The organism is Crossiella sp. CA198 (assembly GCF_052078295.1).
Lineage (GTDB): Bacteria > Actinomycetota > Actinomycetes > Mycobacteriales > Pseudonocardiaceae > Crossiella.
This window is the reverse complement of record NZ_JBQJIM010000014.1, coordinates 104,387-119,349: the sequence shown is the minus strand read 5'-3', so window position 1 is coordinate 119,349 and position 14,963 is coordinate 104,387. Positions and strand designations below refer to the sequence as shown.

At 71.3% G+C, this 14,963-nt stretch carries 21 protein-coding genes; 11 read left to right on the top strand and 10 right to left on the bottom strand.

The genetic code is table 11. The annotated features are described in order from the left end of the window. The first annotated feature begins 94 nt into the window (after window positions 1-94). Entirely contained in the window at window positions 95-1,015 is a 921-nt protein-coding gene (locus ACTOWY_RS23885; RefSeq protein ID WP_441311887.1) for an NAD(P)H-binding protein, read from the top strand. 13 nt (window positions 1,016-1,028) lie between these two features. Here the strand turns inward: ACTOWY_RS23885 and ACTOWY_RS23880 are convergent, their stop codons facing one another. Then, on the bottom strand, window positions 1,029-1,403 hold the full coding sequence (locus tag ACTOWY_RS23880; RefSeq protein ID WP_441311886.1) for a MerR family transcriptional regulator: 375 nt from the start codon (window positions 1,401-1,403) through the stop codon (window positions 1,029-1,031). A 33-nt stretch (window positions 1,404-1,436) separates the two neighbouring features. Here ACTOWY_RS23880 and ACTOWY_RS23875 point away from each other — a divergent pair, with 33 nt between their 5' ends. Beyond that, the gene (locus ACTOWY_RS23875; protein ID WP_247756841.1) at window positions 1,437-1,856 is read left to right on the top strand and encodes a hypothetical protein; all 420 of its coding nucleotides are present in this window, start codon (window positions 1,437-1,439) and stop codon (window positions 1,854-1,856) included. Here the strand turns inward: ACTOWY_RS23875 and ACTOWY_RS23870 are convergent, their stop codons facing one another. Next, entirely contained in the window at window positions 1,857-2,324 is a 468-nt protein-coding gene (locus ACTOWY_RS23870) for a winged helix-turn-helix transcriptional regulator (RefSeq protein ID WP_441311885.1), read from the bottom strand. It abuts the gene before it with no gap. Window positions 2,325-2,457: 133 nt separating this feature from the next. Between ACTOWY_RS23870 and ACTOWY_RS23865 the strand changes: the two genes are divergently transcribed. Beyond that, a complete protein-coding gene (locus ACTOWY_RS23865; protein ID WP_441311884.1) occupies window positions 2,458-3,546 on the top strand; it encodes a hypothetical protein in 1,089 nt (362 codons plus the stop codon). A 2-nt stretch (window positions 3,547-3,548) separates the two neighbouring features. Here ACTOWY_RS23865 and ACTOWY_RS23860 read toward each other — a convergent pair whose 3' ends face one another. Beyond that, window positions 3,549-4,178, bottom strand: coding sequence for an NAD(P)-dependent oxidoreductase (locus ACTOWY_RS23860; RefSeq protein ID WP_441311883.1), 630 nt, complete (start codon window positions 4,176-4,178; stop codon window positions 3,549-3,551). Window positions 4,179-4,279: 101 nt separating this feature from the next. Between ACTOWY_RS23860 and ACTOWY_RS23855 the strand changes: the two genes are divergently transcribed. The 3 genes from ACTOWY_RS23855 to ACTOWY_RS23845 are packed head-to-tail and all read left to right on the top strand — an operon-like array spanning window position 4,280 to window position 5,552. Then, a complete protein-coding gene (locus ACTOWY_RS23855) occupies window positions 4,280-4,651 on the top strand; it encodes a winged helix-turn-helix transcriptional regulator (RefSeq protein WP_441311882.1) in 372 nt (123 codons plus the stop codon). Continuing rightward, window positions 4,651-4,968 carry a hypothetical protein gene (locus ACTOWY_RS23850; protein ID WP_441311881.1) on the top strand — a complete coding sequence of 106 codons (318 nt, stop codon included), beginning with the start codon at window positions 4,651-4,653 and terminating at the stop codon, window positions 4,966-4,968. The genes ACTOWY_RS23855 and ACTOWY_RS23850 overlap by 1 nt, the downstream gene beginning before the upstream one ends. Beyond that, window positions 4,968-5,552 carry a hypothetical protein gene (locus ACTOWY_RS23845; protein ID WP_441311880.1) on the top strand — a complete coding sequence of 195 codons (585 nt, stop codon included), beginning with the start codon at window positions 4,968-4,970 and terminating at the stop codon, window positions 5,550-5,552. Before ACTOWY_RS23850 ends, ACTOWY_RS23845 begins: the two co-directional genes overlap by 1 nt. Before the next feature lie 5 nt (window positions 5,553-5,557). Here the strand turns inward: ACTOWY_RS23845 and ACTOWY_RS23840 are convergent, their stop codons facing one another. The 5 genes from ACTOWY_RS23840 to ACTOWY_RS23820 all read right to left on the bottom strand — a co-directional run bounded on the left by ACTOWY_RS23840 (window position 5,558) and on the right by ACTOWY_RS23820 (window position 9,637). Beyond that, on the bottom strand, window positions 5,558-6,763 hold the full coding sequence (locus ACTOWY_RS23840) for an MFS transporter (protein ID WP_441311879.1): 1,206 nt from the start codon (window positions 6,761-6,763) through the stop codon (window positions 5,558-5,560). Continuing rightward, window positions 6,763-8,004 (bottom strand): phenylacetate--CoA ligase family protein, encoded by a 1,242-nt coding sequence (locus tag ACTOWY_RS23835; protein WP_441311878.1) that lies wholly within the window; start codon window positions 8,002-8,004, stop codon window positions 6,763-6,765. The genes ACTOWY_RS23840 and ACTOWY_RS23835 overlap by 1 nt, the downstream gene beginning before the upstream one ends. A 140-nt stretch (window positions 8,005-8,144) precedes the next feature. Then, window positions 8,145-8,903, bottom strand: a complete 759-nt coding sequence (locus tag ACTOWY_RS23830) for a class I SAM-dependent methyltransferase (RefSeq protein WP_441311877.1) — start codon at window positions 8,901-8,903, stop codon at window positions 8,145-8,147. 122 nt (window positions 8,904-9,025) lie between these two features. Then, window positions 9,026-9,325, bottom strand: coding sequence for a YciI family protein (locus ACTOWY_RS23825; protein WP_441311876.1), 300 nt, complete (start codon window positions 9,323-9,325; stop codon window positions 9,026-9,028). A gap of 3 nt (window positions 9,326-9,328) precedes the next feature. Then, window positions 9,329-9,637 (bottom strand): YciI family protein, encoded by a 309-nt coding sequence (locus ACTOWY_RS23820; protein ID WP_441311875.1) that lies wholly within the window; start codon window positions 9,635-9,637, stop codon window positions 9,329-9,331. A 100-nt stretch (window positions 9,638-9,737) separates the two neighbouring features. Between ACTOWY_RS23820 and ACTOWY_RS23815 the strand changes: the two genes are divergently transcribed. After that, complete coding sequence (locus ACTOWY_RS23815; RefSeq protein WP_441311874.1) at window positions 9,738-10,430, top strand: alpha/beta fold hydrolase; 693 nt, start codon at window positions 9,738-9,740, stop codon at window positions 10,428-10,430. A gap of 1 nt (window position 10,431) precedes the next feature. Here ACTOWY_RS23815 and ACTOWY_RS23810 read toward each other — a convergent pair whose 3' ends face one another. After that, complete coding sequence (locus ACTOWY_RS23810) at window positions 10,432-10,839, bottom strand: RidA family protein (protein WP_441311873.1); 408 nt, start codon at window positions 10,837-10,839, stop codon at window positions 10,432-10,434. A gap of 44 nt (window positions 10,840-10,883) precedes the next feature. Here ACTOWY_RS23810 and ACTOWY_RS23805 point away from each other — a divergent pair, with 44 nt between their 5' ends. Further along, complete coding sequence (locus ACTOWY_RS23805; RefSeq protein WP_441311872.1) at window positions 10,884-11,498, top strand: TetR/AcrR family transcriptional regulator; 615 nt, start codon at window positions 10,884-10,886, stop codon at window positions 11,496-11,498. Here ACTOWY_RS23805 and ACTOWY_RS23800 read toward each other — a convergent pair. Beyond that, entirely contained in the window at window positions 11,489-12,403 is a 915-nt protein-coding gene (locus ACTOWY_RS23800) for an SDR family oxidoreductase (RefSeq protein ID WP_441311871.1), read from the bottom strand. The genes ACTOWY_RS23805 and ACTOWY_RS23800 overlap by 10 nt on opposite strands. Before the next feature lie 93 nt (window positions 12,404-12,496). On the opposite strand from ACTOWY_RS23800, the gene ACTOWY_RS23795 reads away from it, so the two are divergent. From ACTOWY_RS23795 to ACTOWY_RS23785, 3 genes are read left to right on the top strand one after another with little or no spacing between them, the layout of a single operon-like run. Beyond that, window positions 12,497-13,075: a winged helix-turn-helix domain-containing protein gene (locus ACTOWY_RS23795; RefSeq protein ID WP_441311870.1), complete on the top strand. Its 579-nt coding sequence runs from the start codon at window positions 12,497-12,499 to the stop codon at window positions 13,073-13,075. Next, complete coding sequence (locus ACTOWY_RS23790; protein WP_441311869.1) at window positions 13,072-14,289, top strand: MFS transporter; 1,218 nt, start codon at window positions 13,072-13,074, stop codon at window positions 14,287-14,289. The genes ACTOWY_RS23795 and ACTOWY_RS23790 overlap by 4 nt, the downstream gene beginning before the upstream one ends. A 39-nt stretch (window positions 14,290-14,328) precedes the next feature. After that, entirely contained in the window at window positions 14,329-14,961 is a 633-nt protein-coding gene (locus tag ACTOWY_RS23785; RefSeq protein WP_441311868.1) for a PadR family transcriptional regulator, read from the top strand. Window positions 14,962-14,963: the final 2 nt, after the last annotated feature.

The window sequence follows — 14,963 nt, the reverse complement described above, 5'->3', positions numbered from 1 at the left end:
CTTCAGCGCCGTAGCCGACCACGTGCGGGGGAGATCGTCGACACGATCTTCCTGCCGCTGCTGCGCTGACCGTCAAGGAGAAGGAGGACTCCAGATGACCACCCTGATCACCGTGGTGGAGGAGCGCGACTACCCGGGACACGTCCCGACCGGACCGGTCGGACGCCGGCTCGCCGCCCGGCTGCTCGCCGCGGGGCAGCCAACGCGGGTGCTGGCGCCACCGGCGGAGACAGCGGGCTGGCCGCCGGGCACCGACATCGTGGTGGGCGATGTCGCGCGGCCAGGGGAGGTTCCGGCTGCTTTCGCCGGGATCGAGCGGATGTTCCTGGCCGGGGCGCTCCCGGGAACGGTCCGGGAGGCCGTCACCCTGGCCAGGCAGGGCGGGGTGCAGCGGATCGCGGTGCTGTCCTCGCACGGGCCCGACTTCGAGATCGAGTTCGAGCCGGAGTCCTGGTACTGGCTGGCGATCGAGGTGGTGGTGGAACGCAGCGGGGCGCGGTGGACCCACCTGCAACCCTCGCCGATCATGAGCCAGACCCTGCGGGAGGGCTATCCGCGTTCCCGCGCCAACCTGGCCGCGGCGATCCGCGCGGGCGAGGTCATCCGCGAGCCGTACCCGGACAGCACGTGCCCGTTCCTCGACGAGGACGATCTGGCCGCGATCGCCATGGCGGCGCTGTTCGAGGACGGCTACGCCGGCCAGACGCTGACCGTGCACGGCGAGCCGATCAGCCTCCGCGAGCAGCTCCGGCTGATCGGGCAGGCGCTCGGCCGGGACATCCCCTTGGCCGAACAGACTCCGGAGCAGGCCGCCGAGCACGCCAGGGGGCAGGGTCTGGCCGCGGAGGAGATCGAGCAGTGGCTGGCCGCCAGGGCGGCCTGGGCGGCGAACCCGGAGGACCCGGACTACCGCCGCTGGCTCGGCCTCGGCATCGCCACCGTCACCCGGGTGCTCGGCCGCCCACCACGAAGCTATGCCGAGTGGCTGGCCGACCAGGTCGACGTCTTCGGCTGAGCGGTTCATCCGGTCACGCCGCGGGCGGGGTCCCGTCCCGGACCGCGTCCAGGTACTCCGCGATGGCGTCCCGGTTGCGCACCAGCGCCTCGATCCGCCCCGACATCCGGTCCCGCTCGCGCTCCAGGGTGGTGATCATCTCCGGGGTGGCGTCCGGGAAGTGGATGGTGCGGGGCTTGTTCAGGCAGGGCAGGATCTGCTTGATCAGCCGGGTGGGCAGCCCGGCGTCCAGCAGGCCGCGGATCTGCAGGACCCGGTCCACGGAGGACTCGTCGTAGGAGCGGTAGCCGTTCTGGCAGCGCTCGGCCAGGATGAGGCCCTGCTCCTCGTAGTAGCGCAGCAACCGCCGGGGGGTGCCCGTACGCTCCGACAACTCTCCGATCCGCACGTCAGCCCACCTTACCGATGAGGAGCAGGCCCGATGCCCACCGCGGAGAACGCCCCCCTCAACGCACTGCTCGGCCTGTGGCGCTCCAGCGGGGAGACCCTGGACAGCCCGCCGGTGCGGATCATCGGCACCGACGAGTACACCTGGTTCGCCGGCGAGCACTTCCTGGTGCACCGGGTGGACGTGCGTTTCGGCGGCGAGCACGTCGAGGTCCTGGAGATGATCGGCCCCTACGATCCGGCCACCGGCGGCTACCCGATGCGGGCTTTCGACAATCGCGGGGTGCTCGCGGAGATGATCGCGCGGGTGGACGCCGAGGGCGTGTGGACCTTCCTCGGTCCGGACACCAGGGCCACGCTGCGGATCGCCGAATCGGTGATGGCCGCGCGGTGGGAGCGCCTGGTGCGCGGGGAGTGGACGCACTGGCTGGACATGAGTTTCAGCCGGGCCTGATCAGGCAGGGTGTGCCCCGGGTCCGGGGTGGAGGTCCAGGTCGGTCCTGGTCAGCTGGTCATGTCCGGCGCCGCAGGTCAGCACCGCGTGCACGGGTTCGCCGCAGTCGTGGTGGGTCAGCAGCACCGACGGTCCGGCGGGGTCGGCCACGTGCCGGTCGCCCCACTGCATCAGCGCCACCAGCACCGGGTACAGCTCGCGGCCCTTGCCGGTGAGGTGGTATTCGGGGCGGGCGCGCTGGCCGGGCTCCCGGTAGCTGTCGCGGTCCAGGATGCCGTGTTCGACCAGGGTGGCCAGGCGCTGGGTCAGCAGGTTGCGGGCGCAGCCGATCCGGCGCTGGAACTCCTCGAACCGGGCGGTGCCGAAGAAGGCTTCGCGCAGCACCAGCAGCGACCACTTCTCCCCGACCACGGCGAGCGTGCGCGCCACTGAGCAGTTGTCGGTGCTGACCTCGGCGACCTCGGGCATGCCGCCAGCCTACCCTTGAGTTGTGAATCCGAACTGAGGTCGGGGTCACCGCGGACTGACAGCCGGTTCACAACTTCCTGACAACTCACCCCTACCGTCGGTGACGGCCACTCCACCGCCGAAGGGATCCGCTGTGCCCCTGCGCAAACCCGCCGTGTCCACCGTCGCCGCGCTCCTGCTGACGCTGAGCCCGGTGCTCGCCCAGGCCGAGGCGGAAGGCCAGGGCGTGCGGACGGTGGCCTACGACCTGGGGCGGGCGGCCTTTCGCACCCCGGCCATGCCCGAGCCCCTGGAGCTGACCGCGGTGGTGCACTACCCGGTGCGGCGCAGCTCCCGGCCCGCGCCGGTGGTGCTGATGCTGCACGGCTCCTGGCACTCCTGTGTCGACGAGGCGGCCTGGCCCTGCACCAGCTCCGCGCCGATGCCCAGTCACCGCGGCTACGACTATCTCGGCCGGGCGCTGGCCGAACGCGGGATCATCGCGGTGTCCATCGCGGCCAACGCGATCGAGGGCCAGTGGAACCGTCCCGGCGGCAGCGGACCGGCCCAGCCGATGCAGCCGTATCAGGCCCGCGCGGATCTGATCAACAAGCATCTGGCGATGTGGCAGCGGCTGGCCGCCACCGGGGACGGCGAACTGGCCGGGCGGTTCACCGATCCGGACACCGGCGCCGCTCGCGAGGTCGACTTCCGTGGCCGGGCCGACCTCAGCAGGGTCGGCACGCTGGGGCATTCCCGCGGTGGCAAGGGCATCATGTGGCAGGCCGCCGACCGGGAGCGGGCCAAGGTCCCGGCCGGCGTCCGGATCCGCGCGGTGCTGCCGGTCGCACCGGTGTACTTCCCCCTGGTGGAGGGCGATGTCAGCGACGGCCTGGTCACCACCGCGCCGGTCCGGGTGCTGGTGAGCACCTGCGATGGCGCGGTGGGCGAGGCCGGCCGCGGTTACGTCCGCGACGCGCTGGCCGCCGGCACCCGGTATCCGGCCGCGGTCAGCACCTACACCGGTGGCAACCACAACTTCTTCAACACCCGATGGTCGCCGGGCAGTGGACAGCAGCACGCCTATGACGACGCGCCGGGCCGGGAGGAGAACCCGCCGCTGCCCGAGGGCCAGTGCCGGGAACCCCAGTCCGGCACCGTGGTCACCCAGCTCGATGAGCAGCGGCAGCGCGGCCGGGCCGTGGACGAGGTGATCAAGTTCTTCACCCGCGCCCTGACCTGATCTCAGACCGGATAGACCGCGACCTGCTGACCGCGGTGGCGAGGTGTCCCGATCTCCTCGACCACCGCGGCGGCGAAGTCCAGCCCGGACAACGCGCCCTCGGTCCGCGGCCAGCCCGGCGCGACCGGCCCGCCGTCGGTGCGGTGCCCGGTGCGCGCGGCCGCGAAGTCGAACTCCCCGATCGGACTCAGCACCAGCCAGTCAAGGCCGTCCGTCCTGGCCAGCACCTCGGTCCCGGCCAGGTGCCCCAGGCAGAACGGCTTGAACTCCTCGGGGAATCCCAGCGCGTCCATCAACCGCACCCCCGGCGCGGACTCCAGCAATACCGCGATCCCCAGCACCAGCACCCGCACCCCGGGCACGGCGGCCAGGGCCTGGGCGGCGGCGGTGTAGCAGGCGGCCGGATCGGCGCTGACGTCGTAGACCGTGCTGACCGCGACGTCGTGACCGGGGACCAGCGTGGCCACCGAGTCCGCGTCGGTGATATCTCCGCTGACCACCTGGCCGGGCAGGCCGGGGTGGCGGGCCGGATCGCGGACCACCGAGGTCACCTGGTGGCCGCGGGCCAGTGCCTCGGCCACCACCAGCCTGCCGACCCGGCCACCGGCGCCGAAGACGATGATCTTGCTCATGGGTTCCCCAGTTCGTCAGGACCGTGCTGATCACGGCGCTGACCTGGACGCTATCCACGACATACTTGTTACTTCAAAGGTACTTGGCTACCGTTCGGGAAGTGACCACGCCACTGCGTCCGGATCTGTTCGACCCGGCCTGCCCCTCCAGCGCGCTGCCGTTCCGGATCGGCGACAAGTGGACCGCGATGGTCATCCGCTGCCTGGAGGACGGGCCGCGCCGGTTCACCGAACTGCGGGTGCCGATGGCCAGGGTGACGCCGAAGGTGCTCACCGAGACGCTGCGCGCGATGGAACGCGACGGCATGCTGACTCGCACGCACTACCCGGAGATCCCGCCGCGGGTGGAGTACGAGCTGACCGGGCTGGGCCGCTCGCTGCTCGGGCTGCTGGAATCCTGCTGCACCTGGGCCGATGAGCACCTGCCGGAAGTCCTGGCCGCCCGCGCCGAACACGAAGCGCGGACCGGCTGATGACCGAGCTGTGGCGCTCTTCCCGGGAGAGCTGGATTGATCACCAGGGCCGGGAGTGGTTCCGGAGCAAGCCGCGCTGGCTGCCCGAGCGGGACGCGCGCCGGTTCGTGCTGCGCGGCTCGACGCTGGTCGCGGTGGAATCGGCCGATCCCGAGCTGACCTGGCTGGATCCGGCCGCGCGGCCGGGGTTCTGGGCCGAGCGGGTGGCGGGCCGGGTGGAGGGCGAGGCGACCGTGCAGCACGAGCTGAGCTACGGGGTGAGCATGTGGCGCAGTGCCACCGGCGCCCGGCTGGTGCTGATCACCGAGCACTGCTGATGAGTACAAGCGAGACGACATCGCCCGGCTACAACCAGGCCGAGCTGGCTGAGCATCTCGGTCTACGGGCCTGGCAGGTCGCGGTGGGCCGGGAGTTCGGCCTGATCCCCGCACCGGACCTGGACCCGCGCTGGTCCGCCGCCGCGGCCGCCGCGCTCACCGGCGAGGCCGACCGCATCCGCGCGGCGGTGGGCGCGGAGTACCCGATCGGCCTGCACCGCGCGGCGGGCAGGCTGGCCGGACGCGGCGGCCTGGACGTCATCCCGGCCGACGTGGCCGCACTGGCCGAGCAGGGCGTGCTCACCGTCGCCGCGAGATACACCAGCAACGGCCGCTCGCACGACCTGTTCGCACCGGCGCAGCTGGACCGCGTGGCCAACGAGCAGGCCGGGGCGCTGGCCGCCGTGGTGGCCGAGCGCATCGCGTGGATCGTGGCGGGTCTCTCGATCGCGGACGCGGCCACGGCGCTGGGCTGGCAGCGGCAGGACCAGTTCCTGGAGTTCGCGCAGTGGCGGGGCCTGGTCCAGAAACATGGCCACTACGCCCGCACGGACCTGGAGGCGCTGCTCACCGACCGCGGCTGAACCCGTTACGCCATCACCGGTTTCGGCTCGCGCAGCTGGGCCAGCGCGACCGCGAGCACCAGCAGTCCACCGGCCTGGGCCAGGGTCAGCAGCTGCGGGCTGAGCGCGTCACCGAACGCGCCGAAGGCCAGGAAGGCGATCGGGAAGGTGGCGCTGATCGCGGCCTGCAGCGCGGCGAAGAACCGGCCCTTGACCTCAGTCGGCACCACCTGCTGGAACAGCGCGGTGAACTTGACGTTGGACACGCCAAGGAACCAGCCGCTGGCCGCGAGCGCGACCGCGTAGAGCCACTGGTCCACCAGCAGCCCCGGCACCGCCAGGCACAGGCCGAACAAGGCGATGCAGACCGCGCCGAAGCGGATGGTGCGGCTGCCGGTGGGGATACTCGCGGCGAGGAAGGCGCCCAGCAGCAAACCCAGCCACAGCGCGGCTTCCAGGATCGCCAGGGTGCCCGCGCCCTGTGCCAGCACGAGTTTGGTGTAGAGCGGCAGCACCAGCAGGGTGGGCGCGGAGAAGAAGTTCGCGGCGGCGAAGCACACCAGCAGCGGCCGCACCCCGGGCATCGAACCCAGGAAGTGCCAGGTGCCGCCGTCCGCGACGGGAGCCTCCGCCGGGGGTGCGGGCGGGGCCGGGGCCGGGGTGAACCTGGCCGCGGTCAGGCACAGCGCGGCGATGGCGTAGCTGGCCGCGTTGAGCCAGATCGCGCCGGTGAAGCCGACCGTGGCCAGCAGCACCGCGCCGAAGGCCGCGCCGGCGAAGTTGGCCACCGACTGGGTGGCCGCGCCGAAGCCGACCGCGCGTTCGATGTCCTTGCCCGCCACCAGTTCCGGCAGTGACTTGAGCAGGCAGGGGTCGAAGAAGGCCTGGCAGGTGGCCAGCACCACCGCGACCGGGTAGACCATCCACGGCGACACCGCGTCCTGGGTGGCCAGGATCGCCAGCACGGTGACCACGGCGCAGGCGATGAGTTCCGTGCGCAGCATCACCGTACGGCTGGGGCGGCGGTCCAGGCGGCGGCCGATCTGGCGGACCAGCAACAGTGGCGGCAGCGCGCCCATCACCAGGAACGCCCCGGAGGCCAGTCCCCGGCTGTCAGCGGGCAGACTGCCCAGCAGCCACCACAGCAGCGCGATCTGGTAAACCCTGGTGCCGCCCTGGGAGAGCACCTGGCCCACCCAGACCAGGGCGAAGTTCTTGTTGCGCAATAACATCAGGCACCGCGCTCATCGAGCAGCCGGACCAGCTTGCCGGTCCGCGGGTTGATCTTCAGCCCGTCGGTGCCCGCCCATTCCACGGCCAGGGGCTGGATCAGGCCGCGTTCGACGTGGTCGGCGAACATCGGCCGCACCTCGTCCAGCCGCGCCGCGATGGCCCTGGCCAGTTCCTGCTCACCGGTGACCGTGCCACCGAGGCGCAGCACGAGCTGGTCCTTGGCGTCCTTGCGCCGCAACACCACCTGGATGCCGGTGATGGACTGCCCGGCCGCCGCACCCTCCACAATGGAGCGCAGATCGTCCAGGTAGACCGTCACCGGTCCCACCCGCGCGCCCTCGTCGGAACGCCCGAGCAACCGGAAGGTCCGCGACTCGAAGTCGGTCCACTCGGCCAGATCGCCCACCGGGTAACGCACCACCGGCTGCAGGGTGCGCACCAGGTCGGTCACCACCACCCGGCCGGGTCGGCCCGCCTGCTGGATCGGCTCGCCGGAGTCGATGTCCAGGATCTCCATGATCCGCCCGGGGAACACCCGGTGGACCCGCGCGTCCTGCTCACCCTCGACCGGCCCACCCAGGATGCCACCGTCCACACTGGCGTAACCGATCGAACGGACCCGCGCGCCGGGGAAGGCGGTGTTGATCAGCGCCCGCTGGTCGCCGTAGAAGGCCTCACCGCTGAACAGCACGATCCGCACCAGCGGCAGCGACCCCACCGTGTCCACCACGTGCTGGGCCAGCTGGCACAGCGAGGTGGGCGGCGCGGCCAGCACGGTCGCGCCGAACTCTGCCAGGGTCTTGGCCACGAACTCCAGTGGAGCCGACCCGGCGATGGGCAGCTGCACGGTGTCCACCGGCGCGTCCTGCAGGGTGTTGAGGGTGAAGATGAAGCTGGAGTACAGCTCCCCGGCGTAGAACAGGTTCGCCACCCGGTCCCCGTCGACCAGGCCCGCGCCGACGAGGCCGGTGGAGAAGGTCTCGCTCATCTCCCGCCACTCCGCGCGGGTGTAGACCGACACCCGCGGCGCGCTGGTGGTGCCGCCGGTCTTGAACACCAGTCCGCCGACGTGTTCGCCGGTGTGCAACCGGTTGTCCCGCAAGGTGTTCGCCGCCCAGTACCCGGCGTGGTCCACGATCGGCAGGTCGGTCAGGTCCGGCGCGGGTGGCAGCTCCGCGTAGAGTTCCCGGTAATAGGGGGAGCGCTCGCGGACCAGGTCGACGAGTGCGGAAACAGACAAGCCAGCCACCTGTGCGAAACCTCCAGCCAGGTCAGGACAAAACACCTGAGACTAGCGTCCGCCATTCGGTGTTTTCCCAGTTCGCACAACGCGTGTGCGCACCGACACCGGGTGACCTCCGATACCCCCGGCTGGGCTAGTTACTCCGCCACGACCAGTCGCAGCGCACTGTCGTAGGACGGTTGGGTGCGCAGGTGGCCGAACCGCCGGTCCCAGTCCCCCGACTCCAGGTCCGCGGCCAGGGTGGCGACGATCCGCGCCTCGGCCTCGGGTCCGACAAAGCCCCAGCCGGACTGGGCGCGGCGCACCGCGGGGTCGAGGAAGCGTTCCGGGCGGCCGTAGTAGGCGTCGGTGAACCCGTCCACGCAGTCCAGCGCCACCGGGACCGGGGTGATGGTGGCGCCACCGAGGATCTCGGCCATCCGCTCGACGGGCAGGTAGCGGCCGCGTTCGACGCTGACCACCTCCGGCGCGTACTCGGCGAACCAGCCCTGGGCCAGGGCCGGGCCGTCGATGGTCAGGATCACCACCCGGCCGCGGCTGACCCGCCGCAGCTCGCGCAGGCCCCGTTCGGGGTCGGACCACTGGTGCACGGTGATGGTGGCCATGGCCGCGTCCACGCTGCCGTCGTCCAGGGGCAGTTCCTCGGCGATGCCGTTGATCGCCGGGGCCAGCCGCGGCGGCCGCTGGGCGCGCATGGCGGCGGCGGGTTCGATCGCGATCACGTGCCGATCGAGGGGCTCGTAGGAGCCGGCGCCCGCGCCGACGTTGACCACGGTCCGCGCGTCGCCGAGGGCGGCGTGCACCAGCTCGGCGATGCGCGGGTCGGTGCGGCGATGCTGGGCGTAGCCGGAGCCGTGGGTCTCGTAGTCGAAGTCGCCAGCCGGTTTCGTGCGCATGTCCTGCCCCCAGGAGGTAGTGAGTTCCTTCTGGGAACGCACTATGCCGGACGGACCTCTCCGCCGCCGATCCCGGCCGCCGCGGGCTCGGTGCAGGACGCCCTGGCGCTGGCCGAGGAGCTTCAGCCGACCTGACGAAGCTCGATCGCGCCGAAGCGAGCCACCGGATGCCGGGCGGCGATCTCGATCGCCTCGTCCAGGCTCGCGCAGTCCAGGAGGTCGAATCCGGCGATCCACTCCTTGGTCTCGGCGAAGGGCCCGTCGCTGACCAGGGTCCGCGAGCGCACGGTCTTCGCTGCCGCGGTCGGCCGGAGCCGGTCCCCGTCCAGGCGTTGCGGGGTGGTGTCCACCCAGTCCGCCACGTTGTCCTCGACCGTGCCAACCAGTGCGTCATCCACCCGCACGAACATCAGGTACTTCATTACTCAGTCCTCCCAGTACGCGCGAACTTCGATCGGACCCCGGCCCGCGGCCGGATGCGCGGCGGCGATGGCCACCGCGGTGTCCAGATCAGCGCAGTCGATGATCTCCACGGACCACGGGTTGATCTCCCCGAACGGGCCTTCCGCAAGCCTGCGCTCGGTGCCGCGGACCCGCACCGTGACCGCCTCGGCCGGCCCGGCCAGCGGCAGTCCGGTCCGGCTCGCGCCCCGGTCGTCAACTTCGCGCAGCCAGGCCGCGAACTCCGGTGTGTCCGCGGCGGTCTCCGCGCAGACCATCAGCAGGTACTTCACCCACTCCTCCTTCGGCCGATTCCGGCTCTCCCCCACCCGACGGGCACGGGCTCGCGGAATCGACACCGGCGTACCGGCGAGTTGTGGCAACCTGGGCGGGATGCCGCATTTCGAGAGCTATGACGGACTTCGGCTGTCCTACACCACACTCGGCGCGGGCCCGCCGCTGATCTGCCTCTCCGGCGGACCCGGCGCGGACGCCACCAGCCTGGGCGACCTTGGTGGACTGGCCGGGCACCACACGCTCATCCGGCTGGACGCCAGGGCGGGCGGGGACTCCGAGATCCCCCAGGACCAGGCCAGCTGCGCGTTTCCCGCCCAGGTCAAGGATATCGAGGCACTGCGCGCCCATCTCGGGATGCCGCGGATCGACCTGCTGGCGCACTCCGCGGGCACCCTGACCGCCCAGGCCTACGCCGCCGCCGAACCCCGGCGGGTCCGGCGGCTGGTGCTCATCGCCCCGGCCGGTCGCGGCTCGCGCGAGCCGGACGCCGAGGAAGTGGCGCGCATCCAGGCCAGAGGGGTGCGGACCCAGGAACCGGCGGAGAACGGCAGTCCGCCGGGCTGGCTGCGGGGCGCGTTCTACGTCGAGCACCAGGCCAGGGCGCTGCCGCATCCGGTGCTGGCGGTGGCCGGGGCCGAGGACGGGATCGCGGGGCTGACCCCGGCCAAGCTGGTCGCCGACCTGCACCCGGCCGGGGTACTGGCGGTGCTCCCCGGCTGCGGGCACTGGCCGTGGCTGGACGCCCCCGACCCGTTCACCTCGGTGGTTTCCGGGTTCCTGGCCGGATAACTCAGTCCAGGACCGCGGTCGCCTCGATCTCCACCAGCAGATCCGGCTCGGCCAGTGCGGCCACGCCGATTCCGGTCAGCGGCGGCAACGCGGTGATGCCCAGCTTCGCCGCGGCCCGCCCGGCGCCCTCGACGTAGTGCGCGATCAGGTCCGGGTGCCAGCCGACGAAGTACACGGTCACCTTGGCCACGTCGTCGAAGGTGGCGCCGACCTCGGCCAGTGCGATGCCGAGGTTGAGGTAGCACTGCTCGACCTGGGCGGCCAGGTCGCCTTCGCCGATCTTGCCGCCGTCGGCGTCGCGGGCGACCTGACCGGCGATGAAGACCATTCTGGAGCCGGTGGCCACGGCGACCTGCCGGTAGAGGTCGACCTTGGGCAGTCCGGCGGGGTTAACCAGGGTGATAGCCATGGCTCGACAATACATAACATTGCAATGCTATGTATCCTGGACGCATGACCAGGTCGAAGGATCCAGCGGTCCGCACCCTGCTGCTGGAGCGGGCGGCACTGCTGCTGCGCACCCGCGAGCCGGTCACGCTGCGCTCCCTGGTGGCCGGGACCGGCGTGTCCACCATGGCCGTCTACACCCACTTCGGCGGCATGGACGGGCTGTGGAAAGGGTTGCGGCAGGAGGGTTTCACCCGCCTGGCCGCCCGCTTCGCCACCTTGACCTGTTCGGCCGATCCGGTCGCCGACCTCACCGCGCTGGTGGCCGCCTATCTCGGCAACGCCCTGGATCACCCCGACCTGTACCGGGTCATGTTCGACGCCGGTTTTGACCTGGAGGACCTCAAGGCCGCCGACGCGACCCTGGAATACCTGGTCCAGGCCGCCGACCGGGGCCGGGTGGCCGAGCGGTTCCGGGCCGAGGTGGTGCCGCTGGAACTGGCCACCCAGAGCTGGGCCATCGCGCATGGCCTGGTCTCCCTGGTGGCCAACGGCCCACTCCCCCGGTCGACCCTGAGCAGCGGCGTGCCCATGCTGGCCGCGCTCTACGTCAGCATGGGCGATGAGCCGGGCAGGTGCGCGCGATCCGTGGCGCGGGGCTGGACCCTCGATCAGCGGTAGCCGGTGGTGTCGGCGGGCTTGCCAGGGTCCTGCACCTCGACCAGGTAGCGCCAGGCGTCGGGCTGGGAGCCGTCCAGGTCGGTGAAGCCGTAGACCTGGGCCAGGCTGCCCGCGTCCAGGGACTGCTGGTTGAACCGCGCCACCTCGGGATCAGCGGCCAGCGCGGCCACCGCCCGGCCGCCGTAGCGGGTGGTCTCGGAGATCGCGAAGTGCGGTTCCTTGACCAGGGCGTCCCGCCAGTTCGCCTCGGTCACGCCGTAGGCCTCCAGCATCATCTCCGAGCGCAGCCAGCCAGGGGTGAGCGCGACCGCGGTGCCGCCCTTGGCCTTCATCTCATGCCCCAGGGTGAAGGCGATCCGGTTGCAGTTGGCCTTGGTCAGGTCGAAGTAGGTGCTGACCCGGTAGTTGTCCTGGTTGTACGCGGTGGTGCCGTCGGTCAGCTCGATCAGCAGGCTGCCGGGGTGACGCAGCATCAGCGGCAGCGCGTGGTGCGCGGTGATCAGGTGGGTGTCCACCGCCAGCCGCAGCATCTTCAGCCCGCCGTCGAGATCGTGCTCCCAGATCGGCTTGTCCCACTCCAGCAGGGAGTTCCCGCCGAAGATCGCGTTGACCAGGAGGTCCAGGCGGCCCTGCTCGGTGTCGACGCGCTGGATCAGGGCCTGCACCTGGGCCGGGTCGAGGTGGTCCACCGGCACGATCACCGCGGTGCCGCCCTCGGCCTCGATCATGGCCGCGGTCTCCTCCAGGGACTCGCCGCGGTTCTCCGGTGACTTCGCCCCGCCCGCGGTGCGGCCGGTGATGTAGACGGTGGCGCCCGCCGCGCCCAGCTCGATGGCGATGCCCCGGCCGGCGTTGCGGGTGGCGCCGGCGACCAGGGCGATCTTTCCGTTCAGTGGCTTGCTCATGCCGGTCACCGTGCCAGCAGAGACTGACACGTTCTGGCAGGTATTGCCGAAACCAGTTGCGGAAGATTTCTTCTGGAACTTATCTTCTGGAACATGGGGAACCGTCGTATCACCGATCCCGAGGTGCTCAAGGGCCTGGCCCAGCCACTGCGGCAGCAGCTCTACCAGCTACTGACCCAGACCGGCCCGGCCACGGTGAGCGCGCTGGCCAAGCGGGTGGACACCGATCCCGGCCTGGTCAGCTACCACCTGCGGGAGCTGGCCAAGGCGGGCTACATCGTCGCCGCGCCCGAACTGGCCAGGGACCGCCGCGAACGCTGGTACCGGGCCACCGGGGAGAACCAATCCTGGGCCTGGACCGACTTCACCACCCCGGAAGCGCGCACGGTGGCCGCCGCGGCGCTGGCCCAGATGGTGACCGACCAGTTCGAGCGCTCCCGCGCCTTCCAGCAGACCCGGGACGGCTGGCAGGGGCAGTGGAACACCTCGGCCTTCATCTCCAACAACTACCTGCGCCTGACCGACACCGAACTGCGCGAGCTGGAGGACGAGCTGCACGCGGTGATCACCAAATGGCGTGAACCGCGCAAGGACCTGCCGGCCGGACCCGAGGCCGAGGACGGCCGCGAGCACGTGTTCCTGTTCCTGCACGCCTTCCCGGAGCGCCCGTGAGCACCGCCCTCGCCGTTCGCCCGGCCTACCGCGAACCCGCCTACCTGCGTTACCTCGCCGGACACGGCACCTCGCTGCTGGGTGATCAGGTCTGGCACGTGGCGCTGTCCTACTCCGCGGTGCAGCTGGCCTCTCCCGGCGTGGCCGGTCTGGTGATGACCGTGGCCGCGGTGCCCCGGCTGGCGCTGATGCTGCTCGGTGGCGCGCTGGCCGATCGGTTCGACGCGCGGCGGTTGATGATCGGCAGCGATCTGGCCCGCGCGGTGGTCATGGTGCTGGCCGCGGTGCTGGCCTTCACCTCGCCAAGCGTGCTGTGGCTGGTGCTGGTCGCGCTGGCCTTCGGCATCGCCGACGCGGTGTTCCTGCCCGCGGCCGGATCCCTGCAACCGCGGCTGCTCGAACTCGGGCAGCTCTCCTCCGGCGCCGCGCTCAACGAGGTGGTGGCCAGGGCCGCGCTGCTGCTGGGCGCGCCACTGGGCGGCGTGCTGGTGGCCGTCGGCGGATTGCCGCTGGCCTGTGTGGTCAACGCGGTGACCTTCGTGCTCTCCATGGTCGCGGTGGCCTCGGCCCGGCCACGCCGGGAGGTCGAGCCCAGCGGTGAGCCGATGTTCGCCGCGATGCGCTCGGGTTTCGCCTTCCTGCGCGGAGACCGGGTGCTGCGCACGGTGATCCTGGCCGCACTGGTGATCAACCTGGGCTTTGTCGGACCGATGAACCTGGGCATCGCGGTGCTCGCCGAGTTCCGCGGCTGGGGGTCGGTCGGGATCGGGCTGCTGGTGGCCGGGTTCGGCGGCGGCGCGGCACTGGGCGCGCTGGTGCTGCTGCGGGTGCACCTGCGCACCCGGCTCGGGCTGATCGTCGCGGTGGCCGCGCTGGGCGAAGCCCTGGCCATGGTGGCGATGGCGGTCTGGCCGAGTCTGCCGGTGGCGGTCTTCGCCGCGGTGCTGGTCGGACTCGGCGGCGCGCCGTGCGGAATCGCGGTGCGCACGCTGCTGCAGGCGCGCACGCCGGATGCCTTCCGCGGCCGGGTGAGCAGCGTGCACACCCTGTGCAGCCTGGGCATCGCGCCGCTGGCCATTGGTTTGTTCGGCCTGGCGGTGGAGGCCTTCGGGGTGCTGCCCGCCTATCTGCTCTGCGCCGGACTGGAGCTGATCGGGGCCACCTTGTGCCTTGCCGTGCCCGACCTCCGGCGAGCCTGTATCGAGCAGGGATAACCTGGTCACCCCAGGTAGGCGTGACTGAACAGGGAGACGATGTCGGCGACGAGGCTGCTGCTGCTCGGTGTGGTGCGCTGGTGCGGGACCGCACACGGCTATCTGGTGCGCGCCGAGCTGGAGTCCTGGTGGGCGCACGAGTGGGCCAACATCAAGTGGGGCTCGATCTACCACGGCCTCAAACAGCTCACCAAGCAGGAGCTGATGACCGCCTCCTCGCCGCTGACCAACGTGGGCCGGGTCGACTACGCGCTGACCGAGGCAGGCGAGGCGGAGTTCCTGCGACTGCTGCGGGCCACCCTGCGTGAACCGGAACAGCACAAACCCGACCTGCTCGCCGCCGCACTGGTGCTGATGCCGACCCTGCCGCGCGATGAGGTGATCTCGCTGCTCAAGGAGCGGCTGGCCGCACTGGAGGTCAACCGGGCCCAGGTCGCCGGGCAGGCCGGGGACCTGACCGAACCCGCGCACATGAGCGAGTTGTTCGGGGTCTGGCGGCGCTCGGCGGACAGCAGCATCGCCTGGACCCAGGACCTGGTGGAACGGATCGAGGCCGGGGAACACACCTTCGCCGGCGAGGCCCCGCACGTCTTCGGCATGCCCGGCGGCGCCGCGCTCAACAGTGACGGGACACCGAGGGCCCGGCCGCGCCCCGACATCAGCTGCGGCTGAGA

What these genes read in the sequence shown, in the direction of transcription:
- ACTOWY_RS23885 (WP_441311887.1), top strand. Translation starts at nt 95, where the DNA reads ATGACCACCCTGATCACCGTGGTGGAGGAGCGCGACTACCCGGGACAC.
- ACTOWY_RS23875 (WP_247756841.1), top strand. Translation starts at nt 1,437, where the DNA reads ATGCCCACCGCGGAGAACGCCCCCCTCAACGCACTGCTCGGCCTGTGG.
- ACTOWY_RS23870 (WP_441311885.1), bottom strand. Translation starts at nt 2,324, where the DNA reads ATGCCCGAGGTCGCCGAGGTCAGCACCGACAACTGCTCAGTGGCGCGC.
- ACTOWY_RS23860 (WP_441311883.1), bottom strand. Translation starts at nt 4,178, where the DNA reads ATGAGCAAGATCATCGTCTTCGGCGCCGGTGGCCGGGTCGGCAGGCTG.
- ACTOWY_RS23850 (WP_441311881.1), top strand. Translation starts at nt 4,651, where the DNA reads ATGACCGAGCTGTGGCGCTCTTCCCGGGAGAGCTGGATTGATCACCAG.
- ACTOWY_RS23845 (WP_441311880.1), top strand. Translation starts at nt 4,968, where the DNA reads ATGAGTACAAGCGAGACGACATCGCCCGGCTACAACCAGGCCGAGCTG.
- ACTOWY_RS23840 (WP_441311879.1), bottom strand. Translation starts at nt 6,763, where the DNA reads ATGTTATTGCGCAACAAGAACTTCGCCCTGGTCTGGGTGGGCCAGGTG.
- ACTOWY_RS23830 (WP_441311877.1), bottom strand. Translation starts at nt 8,903, where the DNA reads ATGCGCACGAAACCGGCTGGCGACTTCGACTACGAGACCCACGGCTCC.
- ACTOWY_RS23825 (WP_441311876.1), bottom strand. Translation starts at nt 9,325, where the DNA reads ATGAAGTACCTGATGTTCGTGCGGGTGGATGACGCACTGGTTGGCACG.
- ACTOWY_RS23815 (WP_441311874.1), top strand. Translation starts at nt 9,738, where the DNA reads ATGCCGCATTTCGAGAGCTATGACGGACTTCGGCTGTCCTACACCACA.
- ACTOWY_RS23810 (WP_441311873.1), bottom strand. Translation starts at nt 10,839, where the DNA reads ATGGCTATCACCCTGGTTAACCCCGCCGGACTGCCCAAGGTCGACCTC.
- ACTOWY_RS23805 (WP_441311872.1), top strand. Translation starts at nt 10,884, where the DNA reads ATGACCAGGTCGAAGGATCCAGCGGTCCGCACCCTGCTGCTGGAGCGG.
- ACTOWY_RS23800 (WP_441311871.1), bottom strand. Translation starts at nt 12,403, where the DNA reads ATGAGCAAGCCACTGAACGGAAAGATCGCCCTGGTCGCCGGCGCCACC.
- ACTOWY_RS23795 (WP_441311870.1), top strand. Translation starts at nt 12,497, where the DNA reads ATGGGGAACCGTCGTATCACCGATCCCGAGGTGCTCAAGGGCCTGGCC.
- ACTOWY_RS23785 (WP_441311868.1), top strand. Translation starts at nt 14,329, where the DNA reads ATGTCGGCGACGAGGCTGCTGCTGCTCGGTGTGGTGCGCTGGTGCGGG.